Source organism: Rhodopseudomonas julia (assembly GCF_030813515.1).
Taxonomy (GTDB): domain Bacteria; phylum Pseudomonadota; class Alphaproteobacteria; order Rhizobiales; family Afifellaceae; genus Afifella; species Afifella julia.
Genome location: NZ_JAUSUK010000002.1, coordinates 389217 through 414112, shown reverse-complemented (window position 1 = coordinate 414112; position 24896 = coordinate 389217). Strand labels below are relative to the sequence as shown.

Genomic DNA, 24896 nt, shown 5'->3' with positions numbered 1-24896 from the left:
TAGGTCATATGACCCAGTTGACAAGACCATATGAGCAAAATCTCCGGCGAACGCCCTCAGCCGCCCTTGCGCGCCCGGATGTCGCTCAACACTTCCGTATCGATGAGATCGTCGTCGCGGATGCGATTGTCGTAATTTTCGACACCCATGAAGCGCGCCATCGCGGCGATCTTCTCCGGCCCCCAGATACCCGCCGAATTGGAGCTATCCGGATCGAGATAGCCCTCGCGCATCAGCAATCGAATTAAATATGGAGCGATTTTGCCGTCAATTTGAACGAGATTGTCGGGATCGGATCCGAAATAGGAAAGACGGTGGAGCCGGTAGCAGCGCGATAGCTCCGAAATGGGATCGGTATGATCGTATATGGAGATATCGACGGCCTTGCCCTGCCGCCCGCCATAGCCGGCCCCGGCCAGAAACACCTGCAATCCCGCCGATTGCACGCCGCGCAGTTCCCCACCCGCCTCCTCGCCGGCAACAAGGGCCGCAATCAGCCGCTCCTGAAAATCGCCCTCGCCACGTTCAAAGCGCGCCACCATCGCCGCCGGCACGTCCTCGGAGGTGAGCGAATTGCCATGCGCGATCGCATTGTCTCCGAAAGCAACCGAGGCGGCCCCGTCCCAGCTCTCGACCGCCTCGCCGGTGTGCTGCGCCGCCCGCCCATCGGCGGACAGGATGGCGATCTGGCGTTCACCGGCGGCCGCATCTTCGGCCAAAAGCAGATCGAGCACCGTCTCCGGCGGCACGCCGAGCGCCAGAAGGTCGAGCCCCCTCGTCCCATGATCTGGATTGGAAAAGGCCTGCGTCGCGATCACCCCGACGCCCGCCCGTCCATGGCAGATGAGATTGGCGACGCCCGGAAATTTCGACTGCACGGCGATGCCGAGCGCCCCGGTCTCGGGCTCTCGGGCCAGAATGGAATAGGTCATGGCCTGTGATAGCCGATGACGGCGGGCCCCAAAAGGCCGGCCCGCCCTCGCCAGCGCACGCAACCGACTTTCAGCGCTCTCGCGCAGACGGCACTCCGTCTCACCCGCGGGAAAGTTCGTCCTCGTCCGCGGAACTGGAATCCTTCGTCTCGCCTCGTGCAAGCTCAAGAGCAGTGACGACAAACCGGGCATAGGCCGCAGCTGGTCCACCCCCCATCTCGATGGCCACGTCGATTGTCTCGTAGATTTCCGCCTCGCTCGCCCCGTGCGTCAGCGCTTGATGCAGGTGCCACTCCATGCACGGCTCGCATTTCGTAACGATCGAAATCGACAAAGCCATCAGTTCTTTCGCTTTCACATCAAGCGCGCCTGCCTTGAATGCAGCCTTCTCGACATCGAGAAAGCTTTCATAGGTCGCGGCGTGCCGAAGGAGCTTCAGATGCGATCTCTTTCTTTCAGCGACACTGCATTTTATTTTTTCTTCGGTCAGATTCATCTCAGCCCACCCCACGGGCAAGCCTGCCTGGAAATGCATGATGCACCGCTGCCTTCGCCAGACAGGAGCGCAACCACGGCGGACCTGTTTCGGCCGCGGCAGGAAGACACATACAAAGCATCTTCGGCACCCGCCGAAGAGAGGCCATGTCGGCGAAGAGAAGCATTTCCGCAGATGGCGCCAACAGCAAGGTCTAAGGGTGACGCAGGTCGGATGGCCCATCGAACTGCGCAATCCTTGAGCCACGTGACCGAGGCTTAGCCCTCCACCACGAACTCCTCCGGCAGGTTCTTGTGCATCTCGCCGAGCCGGTCGCGGCGGACGATGACCGAGCGGTGAATGCGGGCGCCCGACGCGATCTTGCGGCCCGAGAAGAAGGCGGGCCAGGCGAGACCGAGAAAGCGCCGCCCGCCCGATCCCGGCGCGCACAGCCGCGGCAGAAATTCGAAGATCGCCCAGAACCAGTTCATCGAATTGTGCCGTTTGCCGAGCGGATCGGGCTCTTCGTATTTCGTTGCTCCCTCGCCGCAGACGAGGCGCCGCACCAGCTCTTCGGAATAGACGAGCCCCATATCCGCCGTCTCGCCGATCATCCAGGCGAGCGGTACCTTGGCGAGCCCGCTCTCCGCCTCCGGATAGCCGCCGCCGACATCGCCATGCACGCCGGCAAACCAAACCTCGCGCACATCCTGGCTCTCCGTCTCCGGCCAGAGCTGCGCACGGAACATGACACGGATCTCGTCGATCGCCACGGCGTGGCGCACGCTTTCCACGCTCGGATTGGCCGTGGTGAAGGCATGCGAGCGCAGCCGGATGCGATAGCCGCCATGCTCGATGAGGGAAGCGACCGTGTCGAAGAGCCCGAGAAGCCGGATCGGCGGATGCTCGGTCTGCAGGACGCGGTTGTAGAGCCGGATCTCGTCCAGCTTCGTCTCACGCTCGGCCCCGACGCTGCGATAGGCGCGGTAGGCATAGTCGAGGAGGTTGAAATTGCGCGTCTCGAGAACGCCGATCGCGTGGATGAAGCCGGCGAGCACGGCGGCCGAATAGGCGCCCCGACTGAAGCCGAAGAGATAGATCCGGTCGCCTGTCTCCCAGTTTTCGGCGAGAAACCGGTAGGCTTCCTTGACGTTCTCATCGAGGCCCCAGCCCGTCGCCATGCCCCAGAATTCGACGACCCGCGGCCACCAGCGCACCCACGAATTGTCGGCGGCGAGCGTGCCGACGCCCGGATCGTACCAGACGAGCTGCTCGTCGCTTTTCTCCAGCGTGCCGTAAAGGCGCAGGATATTGGTACGATCTTCGGAGATTTCGTTCGACGTTCCGTCGAAGAGAATGACGATATTCTTGGGCATTGCCCCCTCCGGCGTCTCCCGGAGGGAATTTATCACAAGATCGCAGATGTCAGGCGGCGAAAGACCGGCACACGCCGCACCCGAAACTCAGCGCATCAATCCGGCCTTGCGCAGCGCATCCTCGATCACCTTGCCGACACCGGAGACGGAGGGTCCGGAGCCTTTGTTCCGGCTGGCGCGCCCACCATCCTCGGCCATGCGCTCCTGGGCTCCCCGCTCCCCAGCCGCGCGCCTCTGTGTCGTCCGCATCTCTGGCGTCCGCATCTCTGGTGTCGGGGCGACGCCGTTCTGGAGCGGCTGCGCCGCCGCCCGCAAAGGCGTCGCAGCCATCCGCATGATCGCCTTGCGTTTGCGCGCACCCTCAGTTTCCGTGACCAGCCCGAAGAAGCGCGCAATATGCAGCGTCGATGAAATATCGACGTCGAGCATGAAGGGCGCCGGCGCGCCGTAGCCGTTCGGCCCGTCCGCCTCGATGGGCGTGCCGTGACCCATGCCGGTGATGGAAAATTCCTCGATCACTTCGCGGCCGTTGCGGTCGTGCCAGACCCGGTGCGGATAGCCTTCGACCTCGTCCGTCCGGTCGGGTTCGGCGGCGACGTGATGCAGCGCCCGCCATTGCGCCAGCGTGGCTTCCACATTGATCGGATCGACGGTCCGGTCGCCGGTGCCATGCCACAGCGAAATGATCGGCCAGGGCCCGTCATGGTCGGAAGCGCCGCGCACGGCCGCCTGCAGCTCCTCTTCGCCGGGCAGGCCGTGGCCGCGCATCCGGTCGAAGGCGGCCGGCATGGAGGTGGCGCTGCCATAGGGAATTCCGGCAATGAGCGCGCCGCCGGCGAAAACCTCCGGATAGGTCGCGAGCATCACGCCCGCCATCGCGCCGCCCGCCGACAGGCCGGTGACGAAGATGCGACGCCGGTCGAGCCGGTAGGTCACGACCATATGCTCCACCATCTGGCGGATCGACAGCGCCTCGCCGGAACCGCGGCGAATATCGCCGTCCTGGAACCAGTTGAAACAGAGATTGGGGTTGTTGCCGCGCGTCTGCTCGGGAAACAAAAGGGCGAATTTTGTCTCGTCGGCAAGCCGCGACCAGCCCGAGCCGTGGTCATAGCCGGCCGCACTTTGCGTGCATCCATGCAGCACCACGACGAGCGCGGCCTCTTCGGGAAGGTCGTCGGGAACATAGGCCCGCGCACGCAGCGACCCCGGGTTGGACCCGAAGCGCGCAATGTCAAAAAGGCGGTCCACCACCGGCCCGCGCGGAACATGAAATCCCTTCAAAGCGGAAAGCCGGGCAATCGTGTCAGACAGGTTTCTCAACGTCGTTCCTCTGCAGCCGCGCTTTCTGTGACGGCACAGGAAAACGCCGGCGCATCAATAAGGTTGCTGCAGTGCACAATAGCGCGCTGCAACCAGAGGTGAAACTCTTTCCAAATTAATGATCGGAGAGGATCTTACCCGCCGGCGCTGGTGCCAGCCTGCCGCCCTTCCCCGCTCCGGCCCTCGATGAAATCGCGATCGCGCGCGATTTCCGCGGCCAGAAAGTCGAGAAGTGCGCGGATGCGTGCGGCATGGCGCAGATCCGGATGCGTCAGAAGCCAGAGATCTGTGGCAAACGCGGGTTCGGCGGAGGCAAGCCGCGTCAAACCGGGCTCGGCATTGCCGATAAAGCAGGGCAGATGCCCGATGCCGATCCCCTCCGCGATCGCCTCGGCAAGGCCGAGAACGCTGCTGATGCGGTAGACGATCTTCTCCGCCGGCACGTGCTCGTGGACGAAGCGCACCGCCTTGAGCCCCGCCATCCGATCGCCAAGCGCCACCCATGGCCGCTCGAACAGGTTCGTGACCTCCACCTCTTCCGCATCGGCAAAATCGGCCGCCCGTCCGTAAAGCCCCCAATTGATGCGGGCCACGCGCCGCCCGACCAGGTTCTCGGGCGGATTGTCGGTCGCCCGGATCGCCACGTCGGCATCCCGCTTGGAAAGATTGAGCGCCTGGTTGGAAACGACGATGTCGAGACGCACCCGCGGTTCCTTCTCGCGAAAGCGCGCAAACAGCGGCGTGAAGAGATGCGTCAGAAGCGTATCGCTCGTCGTCACGCGCACCTCGCCCTCCGGCACCACCTCGGCGCCGGCGACCTTGCGTCCGAAGCCGGTGATGCGCTCGTCGATGTCGCTGGCGAGCTCCACCATCTCCTCGCCCACCGCCGTCGGCACATAGCCGGTGCGATGGCGTTCAAAGAGGCTCACCCCGAGCGTCGCCTCGATCTGCCCGAGGCGGCGAAACACGGTCGAATGGTTGATACCGAGAAGCTCGGCCGCGGCCGGAAGCCGGCCGGCTTCGGCAATCGCCTTGATCAGGCGAAAATCATCCCAGGCGAGATTCTTGAACGGCTCGACCAATCTTTCCCTCAAACAGAATTGCGGCCGCGCTCCCGAAGAGAGCGCGGCCGGTCTTTTCGAAATTTGTCGCGAAGCCTCATGCGGCTTCCGCGACCCGGCCCGCATGGGCGGACACCGGCAGCACCGTGCGGCGAAGCGCAAAAGCACCATCGCCGATCAGCGCCTGAACGAGAGCCGCCACCGACAGGAACGCCGGATATTCCCAGCCGCCATTGGCCGCGGAGAAGCTCCAGCCGTTCGGCGCATGCACCCAGATGGCGCCCAACAGGATCGGCAGAACCAGGATGGAGATGAGGCGGCTGTAAACGCCGGCGATCAGCGCCAGGCCGCCAAAAAGTTCGCCGAGAATGATCGGCCAGGCGAAGAGGGTCGGAAGGCCGAGCTGGCTCAAAAAGCCTTCAAAGCCCGGAACGGTGAAGGTCACGATCTTCATATAAGCATGGGCGATGAGCATCACGCCGAGCGCGATGCGCAGGAGGAAGGCGCCATAGGGGGCAAGGCGGGTATCGATCATCTGTCGCTCCAATTTCGGTTGTTCTTCCCCGAAACTGAACATTCCCCACATGCAATTCAAACGGCTTCTTTGCACATATATCATTGCATCAGCGCAATGTCTTCCCCATCGCAATCGCCCGCCCCCGGACTATCTGTCGGGGTAACGAAAGAACGCGTTCTTCACGGGGCGCGTCTGATTGGAGCTTCACCATGCGCCACAACGGCATCCACCACGTGACCGCGATCGCGGCTTCGGCGCGACGCAATCTCGATTTCTTCACCCGCATCCTCGGCATGCGCCTTGTCAAGAAGACGGTAAATTTCGACGATCCCGGCGGCTACCATTTCTATTATGGCGACGAAGCCGGCCATCCGGGCACCATCCTCACCTTCTTCCCGCTGGAGCATGCCGCTCCCGGTCGCGCCGGCATCGGCGAAACGCAGGAAACGCGCTTTCTTGTCCCGGAGGCCTCGCTCGGCTTCTGGGCGCAGCGCCTCGTCGAAAAGGGCGTCGCCCATGAGGCGCCGACGAAACTCTTCGGCGACACGGCGATCTCCTTCACCGATCCCGACGGCACGCATCTCTCGCTCGTCGGCGTTGCGGGCGCGGAGGCCGAGCCCGGCTGGTCGGATGGCGAGATCCCGCAGGAACACGCGATCCGCGGCATCCACAGCGTCAAGCTCCTCCTCAAGGACGCGGAGCCGACGGCGGAGATCCTGACCGATGTGCTGGGCTTTGAAGCCGCCGGCAAAGACGGCTCGCTTGCGCGCTTTCAGGCGAAGGGCGGCAGCCCGGCAACGCCTGGAACCCTCGTCGATCTGCATGCCGCCGGCGAGTTCCTGCGCGGCCGCATGGGCGCGGGCTCCGTCCATCACATCGCCTTCCGTGCCGACGAGGACGGCCAGACGGCGATGGCGCGGCGCCTGCGCGAGGTGCATCGCATCGCCACGACCGAGCAGAAGGACCGCAAATATTTCCGCTCGGTCTATTTCCGCGAGCCGGGCGGCGTCCTCTTCGAGATCGCAACCGACGATCCGGGCTTTGCCATCGACGAGACCGAGACGGACCTCGGCCAGGCCTTGAAACTGCCCGACCAATACGAGGCCCGGCGGACGGAGATCGAAGCCGTCCTGCCTGAGCTCGCCTGAAAAACTCCGGCGCGCCCTCCCCGGCGCGCCGGCACCTCAGGCCATTGCGACGGCGCGCACCTCCGCCTTGGCGGGCACATCCGCGGCATGCCGAGCAAGGCGCATCGCGGTTTCCTCGGTGATCGCCGCAATCGTCCTCAACTCGTCTGGCGTAAAATCGGGCCGATAATAGGAAGGCTCGCTGATCCGCTCGGCCGCAAGCGCCGGCAGATTGCCGCCTTGAAGCCCGCAATGGCCGGCGATCGCCGCCATCTCGCGCGCCGGATCGGCACAAAGCCGCTCATAGGGCACGATGCGGGTTGCCGCCGCGACCGTCGGATCGGCGTCGAGCTTGTCGGCGACATGCCCATAGAGCGCCGCCCAGTAACGCGCCCAGCCTTCCACGTCCCGCTCTTCAGCCCACAGCCGCATAATCTCGGGCGCCTGCCCGTCGCCAAGCCCGATCGCCCGCCGCTCCAGGCCGAATTCGAAATGCCCGGTGCGGCTCAGATGCCGCGTGATGCGCGGATCGGCCTTGCCGGCTTCAACGAAGAACCGGTGCTGCTTCATCAAAGAAGCGATATGCCAGACCGGGTCGCGCACCGGCACCAGGAAGCACGCATCGGGAAAGAGTTTCTGGAGATAGGAAAGCCGCGTGACGTTGTAATTGCCCTTGGCGAGATAGCGCCGCCCCCCACGCAGCACGAGAAGCTTGGCGATATGCTCGCGGTAGAAGCGCTCGAACTCTGGATGCGCGGTCGCCCGGTCGAGCACGGCCGACGTCGCCGGATCGTGCAGGCCGGCAAAGAACGCCATCCACATCACCTCTTCGAAAGCTTCCGGGCTTTCCGGCGTCACCAGGATGCGGTCCTTGTGCGCCCGTTCCTCCGCCGGAGCCTCGCCGCTCGCCGCATGGTCGGTGAACCAGTTCCAGGCAAAGGGCGTCATCACGGCCGGGAAATCGCGGTAGCGATGCGTCGCGACATCGGGATGGGTCGCAAGAAGTTCGAGAAGCATCGTGCTGCCGGAGCGCGCGAGCCCCGTCACATAGATCGGCCGTTCCACCCGCATCTCCGCGATGCGCTCGCGCGCCATCCGCGTCTCGAAGTCGCCGAGCCGGATAAACGCCTTCGGATGCCGCTCCACGAGGCCGCTCAGAAAATCCATCCAGCCGCTGACCTTCGGGCCGCTCGTCTCAGACTTTGCCATCTATTCGATCCTGCGCCATCTATTCGATCCTGCGGATGGATTTTGCGGCAAACGACATCAGGATCAGCGCCGGGAAGAAGATGATCTCCCATCCGCGTGCCCAGGACGGCCCGGCCGTGACGATCTCCCGCTTCGGCAAATCGATCTCGATCTCGTCGACCGGCGCCTCGTCGGCGAGGTAGCCGATCGGATTGCCGATGATGTAGTTCCACCATTGCTTCTTGTGCACGACCGGCACCGGCGCCTTCACCGGCACGTCGGCGATCGTCGTCCCGTTCGCATCCTTGACGATCGCCCGCGGCGCCGGCCGGTCCTCCACCCATTCGCCGCCGTAATTGCCCGAGGCCCGCACGGTGACGCTCTGGCCCTCCGGCGGCATCGTGCGCGCATAGGAGGAATCGAGCCACAAAATGAGGGTGAGAAGCGGCAGCGAGGCGATCAGCGTCGATGGCAGCACCAGAAACACCCGCTTCAGGGCAAGCCCCAGCATGTTGCGGATGAGCCCGCCCGCTTCCTCGAACGGCCCGTCGAATTCGCCAAGCCGTTCCTGCGCGCCTTTCAGCGCAACCCGCAATTCCGCAATCCGCGCCTGCGGCGACAACAGCCGATAGAGCTCCATGGAGGCGATCGAGGCGACCGACGCCCAGATCAAGACCACCAGGAAGGAGGGCAGAATGTGCGACAGCTGTCCGTCGATCCAGCCGAACAGCGGCGCCGGCAGATCAAGAAGCCCCATTCGCCGTCCGTTCGCTGACGCCGGCCGGCTCTGCGGTCGCGGCCTGGGAAGAAAGCGGCGCGGCACCGGGGGCATTCTCCTGTCGCGCGGCGCCCGCCTTGCGGCGATTGCGCATCATTTTACGCACCGGCCAGGCGACGACGAAGCTGATCGCAAGGCCGATCGCGGCGACAAGCGCCCACAAGGCGCCGAGAAGGCTGAGCCCCGCGCCCGGGCCCACATAGGCGAAAGCGGCAGAAGGCAGGAGTGCTGCGGTCACAGCAAAAAACACAAACCGTCTCATATCGTTTTCTTCCCGGTCTGGCTCGTCGCCTGCAACGAGCTGGTGAAAGAGGCGTCGAAATAATCGGGGGGCAGTCGCTGCCCCCAGCACAGGATGGAGAGGCGCGGCACGGTCTCGCCGGCGAGCGTCTCGGCCCGCACGGGATTGATGTACTCCCAGACGATGTCGCCCTCGCGCGTCACCTCCAGAAGCCGCCCGCCGGAGGATTCGGTGATGAGCGTATTGCCGTTCTTGAGCCGCTGCTGCGCCGAGCGGATCATGCTGTCGAGCGGCGCTTCGGGCGTGCCGCCATATTCCCAGACGATCTCGGACGTGCGCGGATTGACCTCGATGACGCGCGAGCGGGCATTGGCGCGCTCGTAATTGCCGAAATTGTCGAAAAGGATGAGATCGCCGTTCGGCAGAATGTCCGGATCGTGCTGGCCGAGCCAGTCGGAGCGCTTCGCCCAGGTGATGGTCTCCTCATCGGGGTCGAGGACCGCCACGGCGCCGAGTTCACGGAAGGAAACGAGAAGCTGCCCCTCTTTGGCATAGGGGAAATTCGCCGCCTCTTCCGCCGTGATGTAATCGACATTGTTGGTGTGCAGCGGGTCCGACACGGCGAAGGCCGACACGGTGTAGAGCATCTGCCGGAATTCCGATCGCGCCACCGCCTGAATGAGCGCGATCTTCTTCAGCTCTTGTCCGTCGGGCGACAGGATGACGAGAAAATCGTCGAGCCGCGGCTGCTTGAAATTGTCGAATCCGTCGAGCTTTTCGTTCACGAATTCATGCGTGATAACGTAGATCCGCCCGTCCGGCCCGACATCGATGTCGTGATGGGCGTTGGCGAGATAGCTCCAGATGACGTTGGAATCCTTGTCGAGCTTGGCGACGCCGTAGCCGTAGGGCGTGTCGCCCGCCCCCTCGTAGACGACGAGAAGATCGCCGTTCGGATAGGCGATCGCCTTGCGGAAATAGACGAAGGCGTCGGGCTGCGGGCGCTTCACGGCGGCGCCCTCGTGCCAGACGGAGCTGTAGGGCCGCCGCCATTCGTGCACGACCGTCCCGTCCATGGCGATCAGCCGCGCCACCGCATCGTCGCCCGAGGTGTAGAGCGTCAGCCCCTGCTCGGTGCGTGCCGCATCGTTCACCGTCACGCCCTTGTCGGACCGGCGCTCGGGATACCAGAGATCCGTCAGGTAGAGATTCTGCGTCGTCGTGGCGCGATCATAGAGCGCCTTGCCGCCGAGATAGGCATCGCTGATCTGCGGGCCGGGCGTCACCCCCGCCGTTGTCATGATCGCCCCCGCAACGAAGGCGATGAACACGAGCGAAATGAAAAATCCCGCCTTGAAAATCCGGTCTGCGGACGATCCGTCGTCGCCTTCCCCCATCCCCCTTTCGGGGGGCAAACTGCCCATTCCTGTCCCGCTCCGTAAATCCGCGAACATCGCGGAAGAAGAACGGCCTCCTCGGGCAACAATATGGTCACAAAACGGCTAACACCGCCCTTTTTGCGGGCCTTCTCAGCGCTGCGGCAATCGGCACAGACCGCGGGCCGCGCGCAGCATCACAAGACGCCTTTCCCTCGCCGACAAAGCCCCGCCGCCGGCGCTCACTTATGAAGAAGGCGCACAGGCGTAAGCGGAGACCTGCGTCTGGTCGCCAACCCGCGTTCACCTGATTTCCGCGCATGACATCGATGCCCGCCCAGGGCAGGATACATCTTGCCACCCCACGCACCCGCCGGCCGCACCCACCGACAAGATACTGGGTTCTGCGCCCCTCAAAAACGCCACCCTGGACATACCCGTTCGAGAATCCCGCCCAGTTCGAAAAGCCTCCAATGGAGAGATACCGTGAAAACACGCAAGCTTGCCGACCACCTTGAGGTCTCCGCCCTCGGCTTCGGCTGCATGGGCCTCAATTTCGGCTTCACAGATTTCCCGAAAGAGAACGACGCCGTGGCCCTCATCCGTGCCGCCGTGGAGCGGGGCGTCACCTTCTTCGACACGGCCGAGGTCTACGGCCCCTTCACAAACGAGGAAATCGTCGGCGAGGCCTTGCGCCCCATGCGCGACAAGGTCGTGATCGCCACCAAATTCGGCTTCCACATCGTGGACGGCAAGCAGGCGGGGATGAACAGCCGGCCGAAACACATCAAGGAGGTCGCCGAGGCATCCTTGAAGCGGCTCGGCATCGACGAGATCGACCTCTTTTATCAGCACCGCGTCGACCCGGACGTGCCGATCGAGGAGGTGGCCGGCGCCGTCCAGGACCTGATCGCCGAAGGCAAGGTGAAGCATTTCGGCATGTCGGAACCGGGCGCGGAAACCCTGCGCCGGGCGCATGCGGTGCAGCCGGTGACCGCCGTGCAAAACGAATACTCACTGTGGACGCGGGGCGTCGAAACCAACGGCATCCTTAAGGCCTGCGAGGAGCTCGGCATCGGCCTCGTTCCCTATTCTCCGCTCGGCAAGGGTTTCCTGACCGGCGCCATGAGCAAGGATACGAAGATCAGCGAGACCGATTTCCGCGCCCTCCTGCCGCGCTTCACGCCGGAAGCGATGGAGAAGAACCAGGCGCTGATCGAGCTTCTGAAACAGGTCGCCGCGGAAAAGGAGGCGACGCCGGCGCAGATCGCGCTCGCCTGGCTCCTTGCGCAAAAGCCCTGGATCGTGCCGATCCCCGGCACCACCAAGCTCCACCGGCTTGAGGAAAATCTCGCCTCGGCCGAGATCGAGCTCGGCGAGGACGATTTGAGCCGCATCGGTGCCGCTCTCGCCGAGATCGACGTCGAAGGCGAGCGCTATCCCGAACATCTGATGGCGGCCACCGGCCGCTGAGGACCGCAAACGCAAAAAGGCCGGATCGCAAGGCACCGCCTCCCGATCCGGCCTTCGCGGAATTTTGACCGAAAGCCTGAGCCCCAGCGGCTCAGGCGAATTCGAAGCGGATCGGCTGCGCGCCTTCCCACAAGGTCATCGGGCCGAGCTTGGCGAGATCGTCGAGGCCCGATGTCAGCGTGATGAAATGGTTGCCGGCGAGCTGGCCCATCTTGCAGGCGAAATGCACGCCGCCATAGGCAAGCAGGATCTCCGTCTCGCTGATGCCCCCCGGATAGAGCACCATCTGGCCGGGCGCCGGATAGCTCGTATGGTTCTCGTAGCCGACGCCGAACTGCATGTCGCCGAGCGGGATCCACACGCCCTCGCCGCTCCAGCGCACATGCACGATCTTGCTTTCGAACGGCATCACCTTGCGGAACGCCGCGCAGGTCTGAGGCGCCGCCTCTTCCTCAAGCCTCGCATCGAACCGGTACGGCCCCGCACTCACGACGAGCTTCGACATCGCCTTCTCCCATTCCTCGCAACCGGCCGCTTTTCCCCCACTTTTGCGACAGCCACAAGCACCCGGCGCCGGTGCTTGCAGCCCCTTCACCGGGAAACTCTCCGCGCGCGCCGTTTGACCAATGGAGCAAGTGCTTCTTCTGTGGCAAAGAGAACAGGTTGGGGGAAAAGAGCCGCAAGGCTCGGGTTGTGATCGGGATGGATGCGCAGGAGGAGGAGGTTGGTCCGACCTCGGTGGAACAGGCGACGGCGCTCATCCGGCGCGCCATTGTCACCGCCGAATACAGGCCCGGCGAGCGCCTGAAGGTCGCCGATGCGGCGCGGCGCTTCGGCTTCAGCGCCATGCCGGTGCGCGAGGCGTTGCGCAAATTGGAGGGCGAAGGGCTCGTCGCCATCCTGCCCAATCGCGGCGCCGTCATCCGCCCGATCGACGAAAAATTCCTGAAGGACGTCTACGAGGTCCGCACCGCGCTCGAAACGCTCGCGGTGCAAAGGCTCATGCCGCGTATCACCCTTGCCATGCTCGACGAGCTTTCCAGTCTGCAAGCGGCTCATGCCGCGGCCGTGGAGAGAGCCGACCTCGAAGAGATCATCATGGCGAACCGCACATTGCACATGCGGCTCTTCGAATTGGCCGGCAATGCGGAAGCCACCCGCCTCTTCGAACTCGGCTGGGAGCTCATCTATGCGCTGCGCCGGCGCCTCGGCTACCGGCCGAACCGGCTCGCCTCCGTGATCGAAGAACACCGCCTCCTCGTCGATGCGCTTCGCCGGCACGATTTCGCCGCCTGCGCCGCCATCCTGCGCATGCACAACACCGCCGGCATGGAAGACATGATCGCCTCGCTCGCCGGAGAGTGAGATCGGGAGTGAGGCGGGGCGTGAGACGGCCCGCCATTTCGGAACGATGCCCTCCCCCTGCCGTTCGTCTCCACTCGCACAGTGGAAAGGACGCCATCATGAGGGCTTTCGCCGCCACCCTGCGCACGATTTTGGGCGCCACCGCAACCGCCTTGCTCATCGCCGCAACGTCTCTCGCCACGGCAGCCATCCTTATGCCGGCCTCCGTGGTCGCCGCGCCCCAAAGCGGGCAGGGCTGGACGACTTACGCCGATCCTCGCTCGGGCGCCCGCATCGCCTATCCTGAAAAGCTCTTCCCGAAAGAGACGCCCCTCGCCTACGGTACGGCCTTCGTCGGCGACGGGGCCCGGCTCGAAATCTCCGCCCGTGTGGTCGAAGGTGTCGACGGGGCTGTCGATCTGCGCGCCCTCATGCGCGGCACCGATGGCTACGAGAACGTCACCTACTCGCCTCAGGGCCGAAACTGGCTGGTCGTCTCCGGCTATCGCGGTTCAGACATTTTCTACGAAAAATTCTTCGTGCGCGGCGACACCGTGCAGGGCTTCAGCCTGCAATATCCGGCGTCAATGCGCGACACTTACGACCGGGTGGTCGAAGGCGTGGAGGATTCCTTTCGGGCCGGGCGTCGCGAGATGAGCCGGTAGCCCCGCCACACATCCTCAAGGCGTCTCCCCGGCGGCGATCGAGCCCCGGTCGGGCCCGGTCGGGCCCGGTCGAGGGGGCGTTCACCTCGCCCCGGGCCGCATTGCGACACCCGACGCCAAACCGCGACGCCAGGTCGCAGCTCCAGATCTCGCAGGCCTCTCAGGGGCCAATTGGATTTTCCGCCGTCACTTCGACAGGCGGTTTTCCGCCTTATGCCCGGCACGCTCGCCCCCTTTGGAACCGTTCCAGACTTTGCAAACCCATCAGTTTTTAATCTCTTCGAGTCGGGCTCCTTAACTGCAAAATCAAGTGTTTCTGTTCTGCTGCGTCAGCTTCGGAAAACTGCAACATAACGCGGGCAAGCAGGACACGAAGGCCCACAGCCTCACGATCATCCACGATAACCACGACACAGCTGCCAATTTAGAGACGATGTAGTTTTTAATACGGCGAAGAGATACCGGATCTCTCGGCAAACTCTATCGCGACAAAATATCTTCTCGAATAAACCTAATTTTCAAGATTGCACGACAATGCACGCAAAATACAAATCGCAGGCCTCCTAATGTCCCGCCTCTCACTTTTCTTAGCCGTCGCACTTTCAATTGTTTCCGGAAGTCCTGTCGCAGCACAGGAACTGACGTTGCGTTGGCTTGGCGAAAGCGGCGCAGTACTCGCGGAAAAGCTGATGAGCCGCGAAGACATCGAGGCGCTGCAACAGCAGGTGATCGTCACGCACACGCCCTGGGAAGCGGGAAACCAGGCCTTCAGCGGTCCGCTTCTCGCCACCCTTGCCGACCTTGCGGGCCTCCCCGTCGTCGAAGCGGCTCTGGTCGCGCTCAACGATTACTCCGCCGAAATCCCGCAATCGGACTGGGCGCTCTACGACGTCATCATGGCGGTGCGCCAGGATGGGCAGGAAATGCGCATCCGCGACAAAGGCCCCTTCCGCATCGTCTATCCCGTCGATGCGTATCCGGAGCTTAAAAGCCATCTCTACCACAGCCGGATGATCTGGCAGATCCGGAGCATCGACTTCCGTGTTGAGTAAGAAGGCAAAAATCGCGCGCAGGCTGCTTGCCGGCGCCCTCGTCGTCACGACGCTCGGCCTCTTCATGGCAACGGGCATGCTCTATCTGCGACAGTCCGAGCAGCGCCAGCTCCTGGCGATGTCCATCCGCAGCTCGGGCTGGGTCGCCTATCAGGCGCAGCTCGAATACGTCAAAACCACCTCCGCCCTGGATATCGCCCGCGAAAAGCCCTCTCCTCGCATCATCGACCAGCTCAAGCTGCGCTTGGAGCTTCTCGATTCGCGCCTGCCGCTTCTCTATGCGTCGAAGGAAGGCCGTCTGATTGCGGGCATCGATACATTCACCCCGGCCCTCAAGGCCTATCGGACGCGCATCGACGCCTATCTCGCCCGCCTCGAAGACCCGCTTCCGCCACCGCCGAAGAGCGGGCGCATCATCTCGCAATGGCGCAGCGAACTCGTTCCTCTCGGACGCGACCTGCAAACCATCCTGGAAGCGGCCGTCGTCGACAATGACGAAATCAATCGCCGCGAAGCCGAGCTTTCGCGAGAAACGGCAGCGCTCCCCCTCACCTTGATGTTCATCAGCGGCGGCGGCCTCATTTTGCTTCTGGTCGTGCAGGCGCGACGCGATCGCCGACGTCTTCATGACGTCCTGGAGGCACGGCGCGCCCAGATCGAGGTCGAAACGAGCTTCGAGAAGGCCATGCAGGCGATGCCGTTCGTGACCTTGATCTTCGATCCGGACAACCATGAAGTGAAATTCGCCAATGACGAGGCGGTCGGGCTGGTCGGCGCCCCACTCTCCCATCCGGACTGGACGCGCCTCATCCAGGCAGCGATCGATGTGTCCAAGGCGACCGATCAGGGTGATGCCCGCTCCATCATCATGAGCTTCGGTCGCCGCGACGGCGAGATCAGCTCCCTGCGCGGGACCATCTCGTCCGCGCGCTGGCGCGGCCGCCGGCTGCGGATGCTGGCGCTCGCCGACGTCACCAAATTGCGCGATGCCGAACTCAAGGTCATGCAGGCCGCCAAGCTTGCGACCCTCGGCGAAATGGCGACGGCCATCGCTCACGAAACCAATCAGCCTCTCGCCGTGATCCGGCTCGCCATCGCCAATGCCCGCCGCCTGTTGGAGAATGGCGAGACCGGCGAGGCGCTGGCAGGCAAACTCACCCGCATCAGCGACCAGGTGGAAAGGGTGAAACGCATCACCGACCAGGTCCGCAGATATGGGCGCCTCACCTCCCAGCAATGCGAGCCCTTCGCGCTTCACGACGCCGTTCAGCTCGCGATCGGCTTCGTCGCCGAGCAATATCGCGCCGCCGGCATTCGCCTCGACATCGACCTCGATTTTCCCAACGATCTCGCTGTGGCCGGCGAACAGACCATGTTCGAGCAGGTCATCGTCAACATTCTGGTGAATGCGCGCGATGCCCTCGACGCGCTCCACGATCGTGATGTCGATCGAACGCCCGTTCTCCAGGTGCGTGGCCGCGTCCAGGCCGGCACTGTCGTCCTGGAACTCGAAGACAATGCCGGCGGCATCGCCGACGACATCATCGCCCATATCTTCGATCCGTTCGTGACGACGAAACCCGTCGGCAAAGGCACCGGTCTCGGCCTTTCCATGGTCCGCAACATCGTGCGCGACATGAACGGCGAGATCGTCGCCCGCAACGTCAGGGCCGGGGCATGCTTCACCATCCGCCTGCCCATTGCCTCTGACGCCCTGTCTCTTGAAGAAGCCGCCTGATGGCACCTCGCTCAATTTTGATCTGTGAGGACGAGCGCGAGCTCGCCGCCGAGATCGCCGAATTCCTGGAAGCCGAGGACTGGCGTCCGACCTTGTGCGCGAGCGTTTCGCAGGCGCACGCCCTGCTTGTACAGGGCCTTGCGCCCGACTGCCTTTTGACCGATCTGCGCCTTGGCGAAATGAGCGGTCTCGACCTCATCGGGCGGGCCCGAAGGCTCCCGAAACCGCTGCGTCCGCGGGTTATTGCCCTCATCACCGGCGAGGCGACAGACGTTGTGCTCGGCGAACCTTTCGGCCCCGACGTCCTCTTCTTCAAGCCCGTCGACCCGTTCGAAATGCTGGCGGATCTGGAGGCGCGATTCGTGGACTGCAAGATCCTCCGCTGGCCGCTTTCCGCCGCGCGCCGGAATGCAGCTTCGCGTTGAAGCCTCTTGCCCCTGTCGTCCAAAGCTGAGAGACTTGCCCCAATGCAACAAAAGGACGCAGAACGCCCTTTAGTTGCTACAGCCTCTGTCTCCGATCTCAGGGGGCAGAATGCCTTCGGGCAAGAATGATGCGGACCTTCAGGCTGTTTACACGATGCGGACCAACGGATTAAGTCCCTCTTCGGGGTGCTCGGGCTATGGCCGGCCGATTTCGACCGGACGACCCGATGGGTGTATCGTCAATAAAAGCTTAGCAAGCTTCGCGCGTTTCGGATCAATTGACTAAACCCCGTCTTAGGAAGTGCCTCTCAATCTCCGCCGTGAAACGGAAGGAGGCATCGTGAGGTATCAGCACGATATGGATACCAAGGAACCTGGTGCCAGAACCAATTCCCAGCCGCAGATTCTCCTCGTCGACGACGATGTCGACATCCTCGATGAGCTGGCCGAAGGCCTGGCCGCGCTTGACCTGCCGCCGCTGAAGGCGAGCACCGCAGTCGAAGCTCTGGCGATCGTTCAGCGCAACCCAGGTTTGCGCGTCATCGTCACCGATCTGCAGATGCCCCAGATCGACGGGATCGAGCTCCTGCAGAAGCTGACGGCGAGGCGGCACAGCCGGCCTCTCACCGCTGTGGTCATGACGGGCAATGCGTCGCTCGATCGCGCCGTCGCGGCGCTGCGCCTCAATGCCGTCGATTTTCTTCAAAAGCCGGTTTCTGCGGAAGAAGTGGCGATCGCCATCCGCAGGGCTCTCGACCTCACCGGTCGCACGAGCCCCGAACCGTCCCAGTCCGCGACGGAATCCGATTATCTTCGCGCCCTGGTCGCAGCACGCACCGATCGCGACGCGATCTTCAAGGCGAAGCTCTTCTCCGATCCCGCCTGGGATATGATGCTTGATCTCGCCGTCGCGGAAGCCACCGGCCGCTTCGTGTCCGTCACGAGCCTGTGTCTCGCCTCCGGTGTCGCCACGACCACGGCGCTGCGCCGTATCGACGAATTGCAGGAAGCGGATCTCATCATGCGTTTCCCAGACGAGACCGACCGTCGTCGCACCCTCGTCCGCCTGACCGAAACCGGTCTTGAGCGCATGCATGCTTTTGTCGAGCGTCAGGCCGCTCGTCTCGGTCTCAAGGTCGGCTGAACCGGCCAAAGACCTCTCCCGGGGTGTCTTCCCCGATCTGTGCTCGTCCGAAAACTTCGCCGCCGCTCAGGCGACGAACTGATAGCCGAGATAGCGCTTCGCATCGATCACCTCGAAGCCGAGGCGCAGGCGTAGCTTCTTGCGCAGCTTGCTGATGTGACCCTCCACGACCGTCTCGTCGACATCGTCGTTGAAGACGCCGTAGATGGCGTTGAAGATCTGCGTCTTGGTCACGCGACGCATGCGGTTCTTCGCCAGATATTCGAGGATGTGGCGCTCGCGGCGCGGCAGGGCGAGCGGCTCGCCGTCGACTTCCGGGTCGCGGCCGTCGAAGAAGATCTTCAGCCGGTCGCTGGAAACTTCCTGCTTCGGACCGTTCATGCGCCGCCACACGGCATCGGAGCGTGCCACGATCTCTTTCACATGGATCGGCTTGCGCACCACATCGTCGATGCCCGCGGTGAAAAGCTCCAGCGTCTGCTCCAGCGAACGCACATCGCTCAGGGCGATGATCGGGGCCCGCGAATGGCTGCGGATGAGGTTCGGATAATTCGGCCGCTCGGCGAACTCTCCAAGGAGGAAGCCCTGCACCGCCGACAGATCCCGCTCAGCGGCCGTCGTCAGCCATTCCTGGAACTCTTCGGAGTCGAAACCGACGGCGGAAAGCCCTTCGCGGCTGAACATGGACGTGAAACCGGCAGCGACCTCTGCCCGGGGATCAACAACGACGTACATCTCGCACCCTCGGTATTTAAATTAAAATTTTTCGTATTCCGCAGTATTGCTTGCAGGAGAACTGCGGCTCCGATGGGTTTCGAAGTACCGATCAACTTCACTCCACTCAATCAGAACTGAATCCGTTGCCGGAGACGTTTCGCTCCAAATTGCTGGATAATGAAAGGTTATCGTTTCGCAGCCGAAAAACCCGCGGATTTCTGCGGTTTTCGGCGAGACACCGGCCTCGTGCAGGACGAAATTAGCGCGAGAGGAGACCGATCAGGGCGTTCCGAGGGGCGGATTGTTGCCGATGCGCCACGGTTTTTCGACCGAAAAGGTCGTCGATCGCGCCCGATCACCCCGGAAGCGGGGCAATTGCATTGTCTTTTGGACTCACAAAGGAACGATCGTGGGGAACCCGAGGCTCACAAAGGCGTGAGGACGAGGGATGCGGGCCGGAAGAGAGGGTCGCGAGGAGGAAGAGAGAGTAAAGAGAGGTTTGCGTGTGAGGGGCGCGCGGCTGCCGAAGCAGCCGCGCGGACGACCGCGAGAGTGAGAGGAGCGGCGGTCGTTGAAACGTTTGCGCCGAAAGCCTCCAGAAAGACAATCTGGAAGCTAGATCGGTGCGTCAGCCCGAGCCGTGCCATGCCCGAACCATGGAGGTCGGGCCTCGGCAACGTGATCAGTTCTCGAAGACGGCTTCGATCTTGCCCTTCAGCGTCTGCGCATTGAACGGCTTCACGATATAATTGCTCACGCCTTCTTTCTTGGCGGCGATGACGTTTTCTGACTTCGCCTCGGCAGTGACCATGATGAACGGCGTCGCGTTCAGCTTGTCGTCGGCCCGCACCTGCTTCAGAAGCTCGTAACCGGTCATCGGCTCCATGTTCCAGTCAGATATGACGAGACCATAGTCGCGCTCCTTCATCTTGTTGAGCGCCTCGCTGCCATCGGCCGCTTCGTCGATATCTTCGAAGCCGAGCTGCTTTAACAGGTTCTTAATGATCCGGATCATCGTCTTGTAATCGTCGACGACAAGGATCGGCATAGAAAGGTTCAACGACATTCGCCGCGCTCCATATAGAATCTAGACTGCACCGCTATCTCCGGCGGGATCGAGGTGTGTTTAAATTGAACTGACTTGCGCCAGGCTTGCGCCGCAAACCCCCGCTATCTTTTCTCTTTTCGGGCCTTCGAATATACAGTCGCCACTTTCTTTGATGGGATAGGGTTCACGTATGTCCGCAAAGCGCGCCACCGCGAAAAAGGATGTGACCGAGCAGGAAGCTTGGGCACAGCACGCCACAGAGCAGCTCAGCCTGGCACTTCGCCTCGACAAGATTTTCACCGAGCTTTCCGAGCTTCGGCAGATCGCCGGCAAGCAGGATGAAGTCGTCGCCGATCAGCAGAAGCTTTGGCTGGGCGTCGAGGCCATTCAGCACGCCATCCGCGACACGCGTGGCGAAATCGCCTCGATTCATGCCAAAGTGGTCGATTCCAAGCAGTTCAACCGCGCTGCCGACGAGCTCGATGCCGTCGTCGCCGACACCGAGGGCGCCACCGAGACGATCCTCACCTCCGCCGAGGAGATCGACGACATTGCGAGAAAGCTCGGCAAGACGCTCGGTGATGACGAGCGCGCCCAGCTCCAGGGCATCAATGACCGTTGCATCGCCATCTTCGAGGCGTGCAACTTCCAGGACATTACCGGCCAGCGCATCTCCAAGGTCGTCAACCTCCTGCAATTCATCGAAAGCCGCATCGACAAGATGCTGAAGATCTGGTCCGGCGAGGCCACGGCTTTCGAGCAGCATGCCGAGGACGAGCCGGAGGAAGAGGGCGACGAGGCGCTCCTCAACGGTCCGGCGCTCAAGAGCGACGAGAACGTCGTCTCGCAGGACGACATCGATTCCCTTTTCAACTGACATCTTCCCCCGGCCGAACGCGTCGCAACCGTCCGGGGCAGCCGCCTGAAAAACCTTCGGGCCCGCCTTCAAGCCTTCGCACACGCCCGCCTCGCGCGGGCGTTTTCTTTTGGCGCATCACGGGTGCCGCACAACTTCGTGAGCGACGGCAGAGACTTCCGCAGAGATCCGCGATTTCCGGCCCTACGCCTTTCGTGGGGTGTCCCGGTGTCGCATTCCGGTCCCGATATGTATTGGCAAAACCGGCACGGCGGGGACGGGGCACCTCCGCGGAATTCGCAGCTTTGCGAACTCGCACCTGAAAAGAAATTACCCGAAGGATATTATGATGCGCAGACTTCTCCTTTCCCTCGCCGTCCTTGCCGCTCCGAGCCTGGCACTCGCCCAGTCGCCGCAGGATGTGGCCGATGCCCGGATCGGTTATTTCCGCCTGCTCGGTCTTGAGATGCACGACCTCGCCGCGATGGCGAAGGGCGAAAAGGATTACGACGCCGAAGCAGCCAAGACCAATGCCGCGAACCTTGAGGCGCTGACGCATTATTCGACGGCAGCCCTCTTTGCCCCCGGCACCTCCAACGCCGACCTGCCCGGCAAGACCCGTGCTCTGCCGGCGATCTGGGACAACATGGACGGCATGCAGGAAAAGGGCGAAGCCTTTGTCGCCGCCGTTCAGAACCTCAATTCCGTCGCCGGTGAAGGCCTCGATCAGCTGCGTCCGGCCGTGGGCAAGCTCGGCGGCACCTGCAAATCCTGCCACGACGATTTCCGCGCCAAGGACTTTTGAGCCGGAATTTGAAGCCTGGGACGCCTGGTTCGGAGCCTCTCTGGACCAGGCGATCCTCGAACCCGAGGAACACAAAACCCAAGGGATTTGAGACATGTCGACAATGAGCGAACCGGGCCGGGGCGCAGTCCCCCGCCCCTCCGGCGATATCCCGCACCAGGCCGGAACCTCCGATCACGCGCCCTTGCGGGCCGGCGAGGAGATCCGCGTCTGGGATCCGGTGGTGCGTATCTTTCACTGGGCCCTCGTCGCAGCCTTCGCGGCCGCCTGGGGGCTCGGCAAATTCGGCCCGGATGAGATGACGCTGCATTTTTACGCAGGCTACACGGTGGCGGCTCTCGTCGTCATCCGCATCGTCTGGGGTTTTGTCGGGTCCGCCAATGCGCGCTTCGTGAATTTCGTCAAAGGCCCGCGCAAAATCCTGCATTACGCCCGCCACTTCGCCTCGCGCGAACCGTCGAACTGCCCGGGACACAATCCTCTCGGCGCGCTGTTCATCGTCGGCGTTCTGATCGTCCTCGCGATGCAGATCGGCACCGGCCTCCTGGCCGATCCGGAGGATTACATCAATGCCGGACCGCTCGCCAAATACGTCTCCATCGAGACGGCGCGGCAGGCGCTCTCATGGCACGAACCCCTGTCGACGCTCTTGTTGATCATGGTCGGCGTCCACATCGCCTCGATCGTCTTCTACAAGCTCTACAAGCACGAAGACCTGATCACGCCGATGTTCACCGGCCGCAAGAAAGGCCTGTGAGAAACCCGGTCCGCGGGCTCCCCCCGCGGGCCGTCTCACCCGGACTGATCACGCTTCTCCCCTGACGCAGCCTCACGCACAGGCCTCGACATAGGCGAGATACGGCATCACGCCGATATGAAACAATTTCACCTTCCCCTCGCGCCCGATCTCGAAGCGCAGGGCCGAGGTGCCGCTTTCGGCATTCGGCGCGGTCAGATATTTCGCCGGCGCCTCTTCATATTTGTGCGGCTCTTCGCGAAAGCCGCCGAACCAGCTCCGCACCTCTGTCTCGGTGGAGCCGACGCCCACACCTTCGGCCAGTTTGACGTCTGAGCGCTGCCCGACCGTAATGCGCTGCACCTTGCCGTCGGCGACGATCGCATAGACCCCGGGATAATCGGGCGAACTCACCGTGCGGCAGGCATCGCTCGTCTGCGCCCCCCGCTCCGCAAAGCTTCCCCCTTCCGGCACCGGATTGCCGATCCTAAGATCGCCGAGCCCATCGAGCCCGATCACCTTCGCAGGCCCGGTTTCGGGAGAGGAACGCGACCCGCTCGTCTCTTGCGGCCCGCTCGCCGCCGCACTTTCGAACGTTTTCGAAGCCGTCCCGTTCGCCTCCTGCTGATCTGCGTCCGGAGAGCAGGCGGAAAGCGCGAAGATGAGAGCGAGGGGAAGAGCGAGGGGGAGAACGGGAAGGGAAGGAAAGCGTGTCATCGCTCGTGAACGCCCGCGGCGCGGCAAGGTTTCCTCCGGACCGCAACCCGTACGCGCCCCCGCACACGCACGCGCCGGCCAACGAAAAGGCCGAGCGCGGCCCCGAGATGTCCAATTGATTTCAATCAATTACACCTTGCCCCGGGTTTTGCATGACTATATGACAGTTACGAAGATCTATTACGCTAGGTGCATACGCATGACATCTCAATCTCCGCGGGAAAATTGATGTCATCGTAGAGAATAGGCGTATGGTGTCGGGATCTATACTTGAAAAAGTAAGCTCAGCGGGCGCAAAGCCCCCGATATCGACGTTATTTTTTGGAAAATCCGGCGCCAGACCCGCCATTCCCATCTCCCCCGCCCTTTTCATCTCCAAGATTGCCCGCGCCGCTTTTGCCCGCGCGTCCCGTCGCCCGTCCGCAGCTTCCTCTTCCGCCTCATCTTCCGATGACCGGCCGCACGCAGGCCCGCCGGATGGCAAAGGCGCGCCGCCACATATGAAGGCGAGGCGCAGCGCGGGTCTTCGAAACGCCCTCTCCTCCCCTGTCTTCATCTCGGGCCCGACGACCTTCCGCGGTTCACCCTCCGCGTTTCAAGGAGATCGTCGTTTGCCGAGAGGCAGATGCTGCGCCATGGCCCGAGGCCCGGCGCAGAGGCGCGTTTATTGCGCGCCACCCAAGCTCCCCACTCCTGAAAAGGAAGACAAGCCGTGAAGAAGTTGATCAACAACGCCGAAGACGTGACGCTGGAACAGCTCAAGGGATTCGGCCTCGCCCATCCTGAAATCGAGGTCCATTTCGACCCGAATTACGTTGCCGTCGCCGGCGGCGTCCAGAACCGGGTGGCCGTCGTCTCCGGCGGCGGTGCCGGCCACGAGCCGCTTCACGGCGGTTATGTCGGCATGGGCATGCTCGATGCGGCCTGCCCCGGCCAGACCTTCACCTCGCCGACCCCCGATCAGATGTATGAAGCCGGCAAGGCCGTGAACGGCGGCAAGGGCATCCTGCAGATCATCAAGAACTACACCGGCGACGTGTTGAACTTCCGCATGGCCGCCGATCTCCTGCGCGACGAGGGCATCGAAGTCCGCAACGTCGTCATCGACGACGACGTCGCCTTGAAGGATTCGCTCTACACCGCCGGCCGCCGCGGCCTGGGCACCACCGTCATCGCCGAAAAGGTCTGCGGCGCCGCCTCCCAGGAAGGCTACGATCTCAACCAGCTCGCCGCCCTCTGCAAGAAGGTCAACATCCACGGCAAGAGCATGGGCATGGCGCTCACACCCTGCACCACGCCGCAGAACGGCACGCCGAGCTTCGAACTCGCCGATGACGAGATGGAAATCGGCATCGGCATTCATGGCGAGCCGGGAACCGAGCGCATGCCGATCAAGAGCGCCGACGAGATCACCGAAATCCTCGCCACCCGCATTCTGGAAGACGGCGCCTACACCCGCGAGCTCACAGAGTGGGATCCGGAAAAGGGCGATTGGGTGGATGTCGAGGTGAAGGACATCACCTTCCAGTCCGGCGACGAGGCGATCGCCATCGTCAACAGCATGGGCGCGACGCCGATCTCTGAGCTTTACACGGTCTACGCCAAGCTCGCCGAAGTCGCCGAAAAGCACGGCGTGAAGATCGTCCGCAAGCTCGTCGGCCATTACATCACCTCTTTGGAGATGGCTGGCGTCTCGATCACGCTGGTAAAGGCCGACGAGGAGATCCTGCGCCTTTACGATGCGCCGGTGAACACGCCGGCTCTGCGTTGGGGTGTGTGACC

Annotated in this window: 26 protein-coding genes; 12 read left to right on the top strand and 14 right to left on the bottom strand. The window is 63.1% G+C overall.

Annotated features, from left to right (window positions below):
- Positions 1-56 precede the first annotated feature (56 nt).
- The 6 genes from J2R99_RS11100 to J2R99_RS11075 form a co-directional block, all read right to left on the bottom strand.
- Complete coding sequence (locus tag J2R99_RS11100; protein ID WP_307154545.1) at positions 57-932, bottom strand: DUF1028 domain-containing protein; 876 nt, start codon at positions 930-932, stop codon at positions 57-59.
- Between the two features lie 100 nt (positions 933-1032).
- Positions 1033-1428: a carboxymuconolactone decarboxylase family protein gene (locus tag J2R99_RS11095; protein ID WP_307154544.1), complete on the bottom strand. Its 396-nt coding sequence runs from the start codon at positions 1426-1428 to the stop codon at positions 1033-1035.
- Positions 1429-1685: 257 nt separating this feature from the next.
- On the bottom strand, positions 1686-2783 hold the full coding sequence (locus tag J2R99_RS11090; RefSeq protein ID WP_307154543.1) for a T6SS phospholipase effector Tle1-like catalytic domain-containing protein: 1098 nt from the start codon (positions 2781-2783) through the stop codon (positions 1686-1688).
- Positions 2784-2870: 87 nt separating this feature from the next.
- Entirely contained in the window at positions 2871-4106 is a 1236-nt protein-coding gene (locus tag J2R99_RS11085) for an extracellular catalytic domain type 1 short-chain-length polyhydroxyalkanoate depolymerase (RefSeq protein ID WP_307154542.1), read from the bottom strand.
- A 134-nt stretch (positions 4107-4240) separates the two neighbouring features.
- Positions 4241-5188 carry a LysR family transcriptional regulator gene (locus J2R99_RS11080; RefSeq protein WP_307154541.1) on the bottom strand — a complete coding sequence of 316 codons (948 nt, stop codon included), beginning with the start codon at positions 5186-5188 and terminating at the stop codon, positions 4241-4243.
- Between the two features lie 76 nt (positions 5189-5264).
- A complete protein-coding gene (locus J2R99_RS11075; RefSeq protein ID WP_307154540.1) occupies positions 5265-5702 on the bottom strand; it encodes a DoxX family protein in 438 nt (145 codons plus the stop codon).
- A gap of 191 nt (positions 5703-5893) precedes the next feature.
- Between J2R99_RS11075 and J2R99_RS11070 the strand changes: the two genes are divergently transcribed.
- Positions 5894-6832, top strand: a complete 939-nt coding sequence (locus J2R99_RS11070; RefSeq protein ID WP_307154539.1) for a ring-cleaving dioxygenase — start codon at positions 5894-5896, stop codon at positions 6830-6832.
- Positions 6833-6868: 36 nt separating this feature from the next.
- Here the strand turns inward: J2R99_RS11070 and J2R99_RS11065 are convergent, their stop codons facing one another.
- Genes J2R99_RS11065 through J2R99_RS11050 form a run of 4 tightly spaced genes read right to left on the bottom strand, consistent with a single transcriptional unit; the run spans position 6869 to position 10442 of the window.
- The gene (locus J2R99_RS11065; RefSeq protein ID WP_307154538.1) at positions 6869-8020 is read right to left on the bottom strand and encodes a sulfotransferase; all 1152 of its coding nucleotides are present in this window, start codon (positions 8018-8020) and stop codon (positions 6869-6871) included.
- A gap of 19 nt (positions 8021-8039) precedes the next feature.
- On the bottom strand, positions 8040-8756 hold the full coding sequence (locus tag J2R99_RS11060) for a hypothetical protein (RefSeq protein WP_092810442.1): 717 nt from the start codon (positions 8754-8756) through the stop codon (positions 8040-8042).
- A complete protein-coding gene (locus J2R99_RS11055; RefSeq protein WP_307154537.1) occupies positions 8743-9039 on the bottom strand; it encodes a hypothetical protein in 297 nt (98 codons plus the stop codon). Before J2R99_RS11055 ends, J2R99_RS11060 begins: the two co-directional genes overlap by 14 nt.
- Positions 9036-10442: an arylsulfotransferase family protein gene (locus tag J2R99_RS11050; protein WP_307154536.1), complete on the bottom strand. Its 1407-nt coding sequence runs from the start codon at positions 10440-10442 to the stop codon at positions 9036-9038. Before J2R99_RS11050 ends, J2R99_RS11055 begins: the two co-directional genes overlap by 4 nt.
- A gap of 438 nt (positions 10443-10880) precedes the next feature.
- On the opposite strand from J2R99_RS11050, the gene J2R99_RS11045 reads away from it, so the two are divergent.
- A complete protein-coding gene (locus tag J2R99_RS11045; RefSeq protein ID WP_307154535.1) occupies positions 10881-11867 on the top strand; it encodes an aldo/keto reductase in 987 nt (328 codons plus the stop codon).
- 91 nt (positions 11868-11958) lie between these two features.
- Here J2R99_RS11045 and J2R99_RS11040 read toward each other — a convergent pair whose 3' ends face one another.
- Complete coding sequence (locus J2R99_RS11040) at positions 11959-12372, bottom strand: DUF3830 family protein (protein ID WP_307154534.1); 414 nt, start codon at positions 12370-12372, stop codon at positions 11959-11961.
- A 158-nt stretch (positions 12373-12530) separates the two neighbouring features.
- On the opposite strand from J2R99_RS11040, the gene J2R99_RS11035 reads away from it, so the two are divergent.
- The 6 genes from J2R99_RS11035 to J2R99_RS11010 all read left to right on the top strand — a co-directional run bounded on the left by J2R99_RS11035 (position 12531) and on the right by J2R99_RS11010 (position 18235).
- Positions 12531-13232 (top strand): GntR family transcriptional regulator, encoded by a 702-nt coding sequence (locus J2R99_RS11035; RefSeq protein WP_307154533.1) that lies wholly within the window; start codon positions 12531-12533, stop codon positions 13230-13232.
- 98 nt (positions 13233-13330) lie between these two features.
- Entirely contained in the window at positions 13331-13876 is a 546-nt protein-coding gene (locus tag J2R99_RS11030) for a hypothetical protein (RefSeq protein ID WP_307154532.1), read from the top strand.
- Between the two features lie 689 nt (positions 13877-14565).
- Positions 14566-14928 (top strand): putative pterin-binding protein, encoded by a 363-nt coding sequence (locus J2R99_RS11025; protein WP_307154531.1) that lies wholly within the window; start codon positions 14566-14568, stop codon positions 14926-14928.
- Positions 14918-16666: a sensor histidine kinase gene (locus J2R99_RS11020; RefSeq protein ID WP_307154530.1), complete on the top strand. Its 1749-nt coding sequence runs from the start codon at positions 14918-14920 to the stop codon at positions 16664-16666. Before J2R99_RS11025 ends, J2R99_RS11020 begins: the two co-directional genes overlap by 11 nt.
- A complete protein-coding gene (locus J2R99_RS11015; protein WP_307154529.1) occupies positions 16666-17091 on the top strand; it encodes a response regulator in 426 nt (141 codons plus the stop codon). Before J2R99_RS11020 ends, J2R99_RS11015 begins: the two co-directional genes overlap by 1 nt.
- A gap of 340 nt (positions 17092-17431) precedes the next feature.
- Positions 17432-18235, top strand: a complete 804-nt coding sequence (locus tag J2R99_RS11010) for a response regulator (RefSeq protein ID WP_307154528.1) — start codon at positions 17432-17434, stop codon at positions 18233-18235.
- 66 nt (positions 18236-18301) lie between these two features.
- Here the strand turns inward: J2R99_RS11010 and J2R99_RS11005 are convergent, their stop codons facing one another.
- Positions 18302-18970 (bottom strand): response regulator transcription factor, encoded by a 669-nt coding sequence (locus J2R99_RS11005; protein WP_307154527.1) that lies wholly within the window; start codon positions 18968-18970, stop codon positions 18302-18304.
- A 664-nt stretch (positions 18971-19634) separates the two neighbouring features.
- Entirely contained in the window at positions 19635-20018 is a 384-nt protein-coding gene (locus J2R99_RS11000; protein WP_234628742.1) for a response regulator, read from the bottom strand.
- Between the two features lie 172 nt (positions 20019-20190).
- Here J2R99_RS11000 and J2R99_RS10995 point away from each other — a divergent pair, with 172 nt between their 5' ends.
- The 3 genes from J2R99_RS10995 to J2R99_RS10985 all read left to right on the top strand — a co-directional run bounded on the left by J2R99_RS10995 (position 20191) and on the right by J2R99_RS10985 (position 22418).
- The gene (locus J2R99_RS10995) at positions 20191-20877 is read left to right on the top strand and encodes a protein phosphatase CheZ (RefSeq protein WP_307154526.1); all 687 of its coding nucleotides are present in this window, start codon (positions 20191-20193) and stop codon (positions 20875-20877) included.
- A gap of 325 nt (positions 20878-21202) precedes the next feature.
- A complete protein-coding gene (locus J2R99_RS10990) occupies positions 21203-21661 on the top strand; it encodes a c-type cytochrome (RefSeq protein WP_307154525.1) in 459 nt (152 codons plus the stop codon).
- Between the two features lie 94 nt (positions 21662-21755).
- Positions 21756-22418, top strand: a complete 663-nt coding sequence (locus J2R99_RS10985; protein ID WP_307154524.1) for a cytochrome b/b6 domain-containing protein — start codon at positions 21756-21758, stop codon at positions 22416-22418.
- 72 nt (positions 22419-22490) lie between these two features.
- Here the strand turns inward: J2R99_RS10985 and J2R99_RS10980 are convergent, their stop codons facing one another.
- The gene (locus J2R99_RS10980; protein WP_307154523.1) at positions 22491-23114 is read right to left on the bottom strand and encodes a hypothetical protein; all 624 of its coding nucleotides are present in this window, start codon (positions 23112-23114) and stop codon (positions 22491-22493) included.
- Between the two features lie 712 nt (positions 23115-23826).
- Between J2R99_RS10980 and dhaK the strand changes: the two genes are divergently transcribed.
- On the top strand, positions 23827-24894 hold the full coding sequence (gene dhaK, locus J2R99_RS10975) for a dihydroxyacetone kinase subunit DhaK (RefSeq protein ID WP_307154522.1): 1068 nt from the start codon (positions 23827-23829) through the stop codon (positions 24892-24894).
- Positions 24895-24896 lie beyond the last annotated feature (2 nt).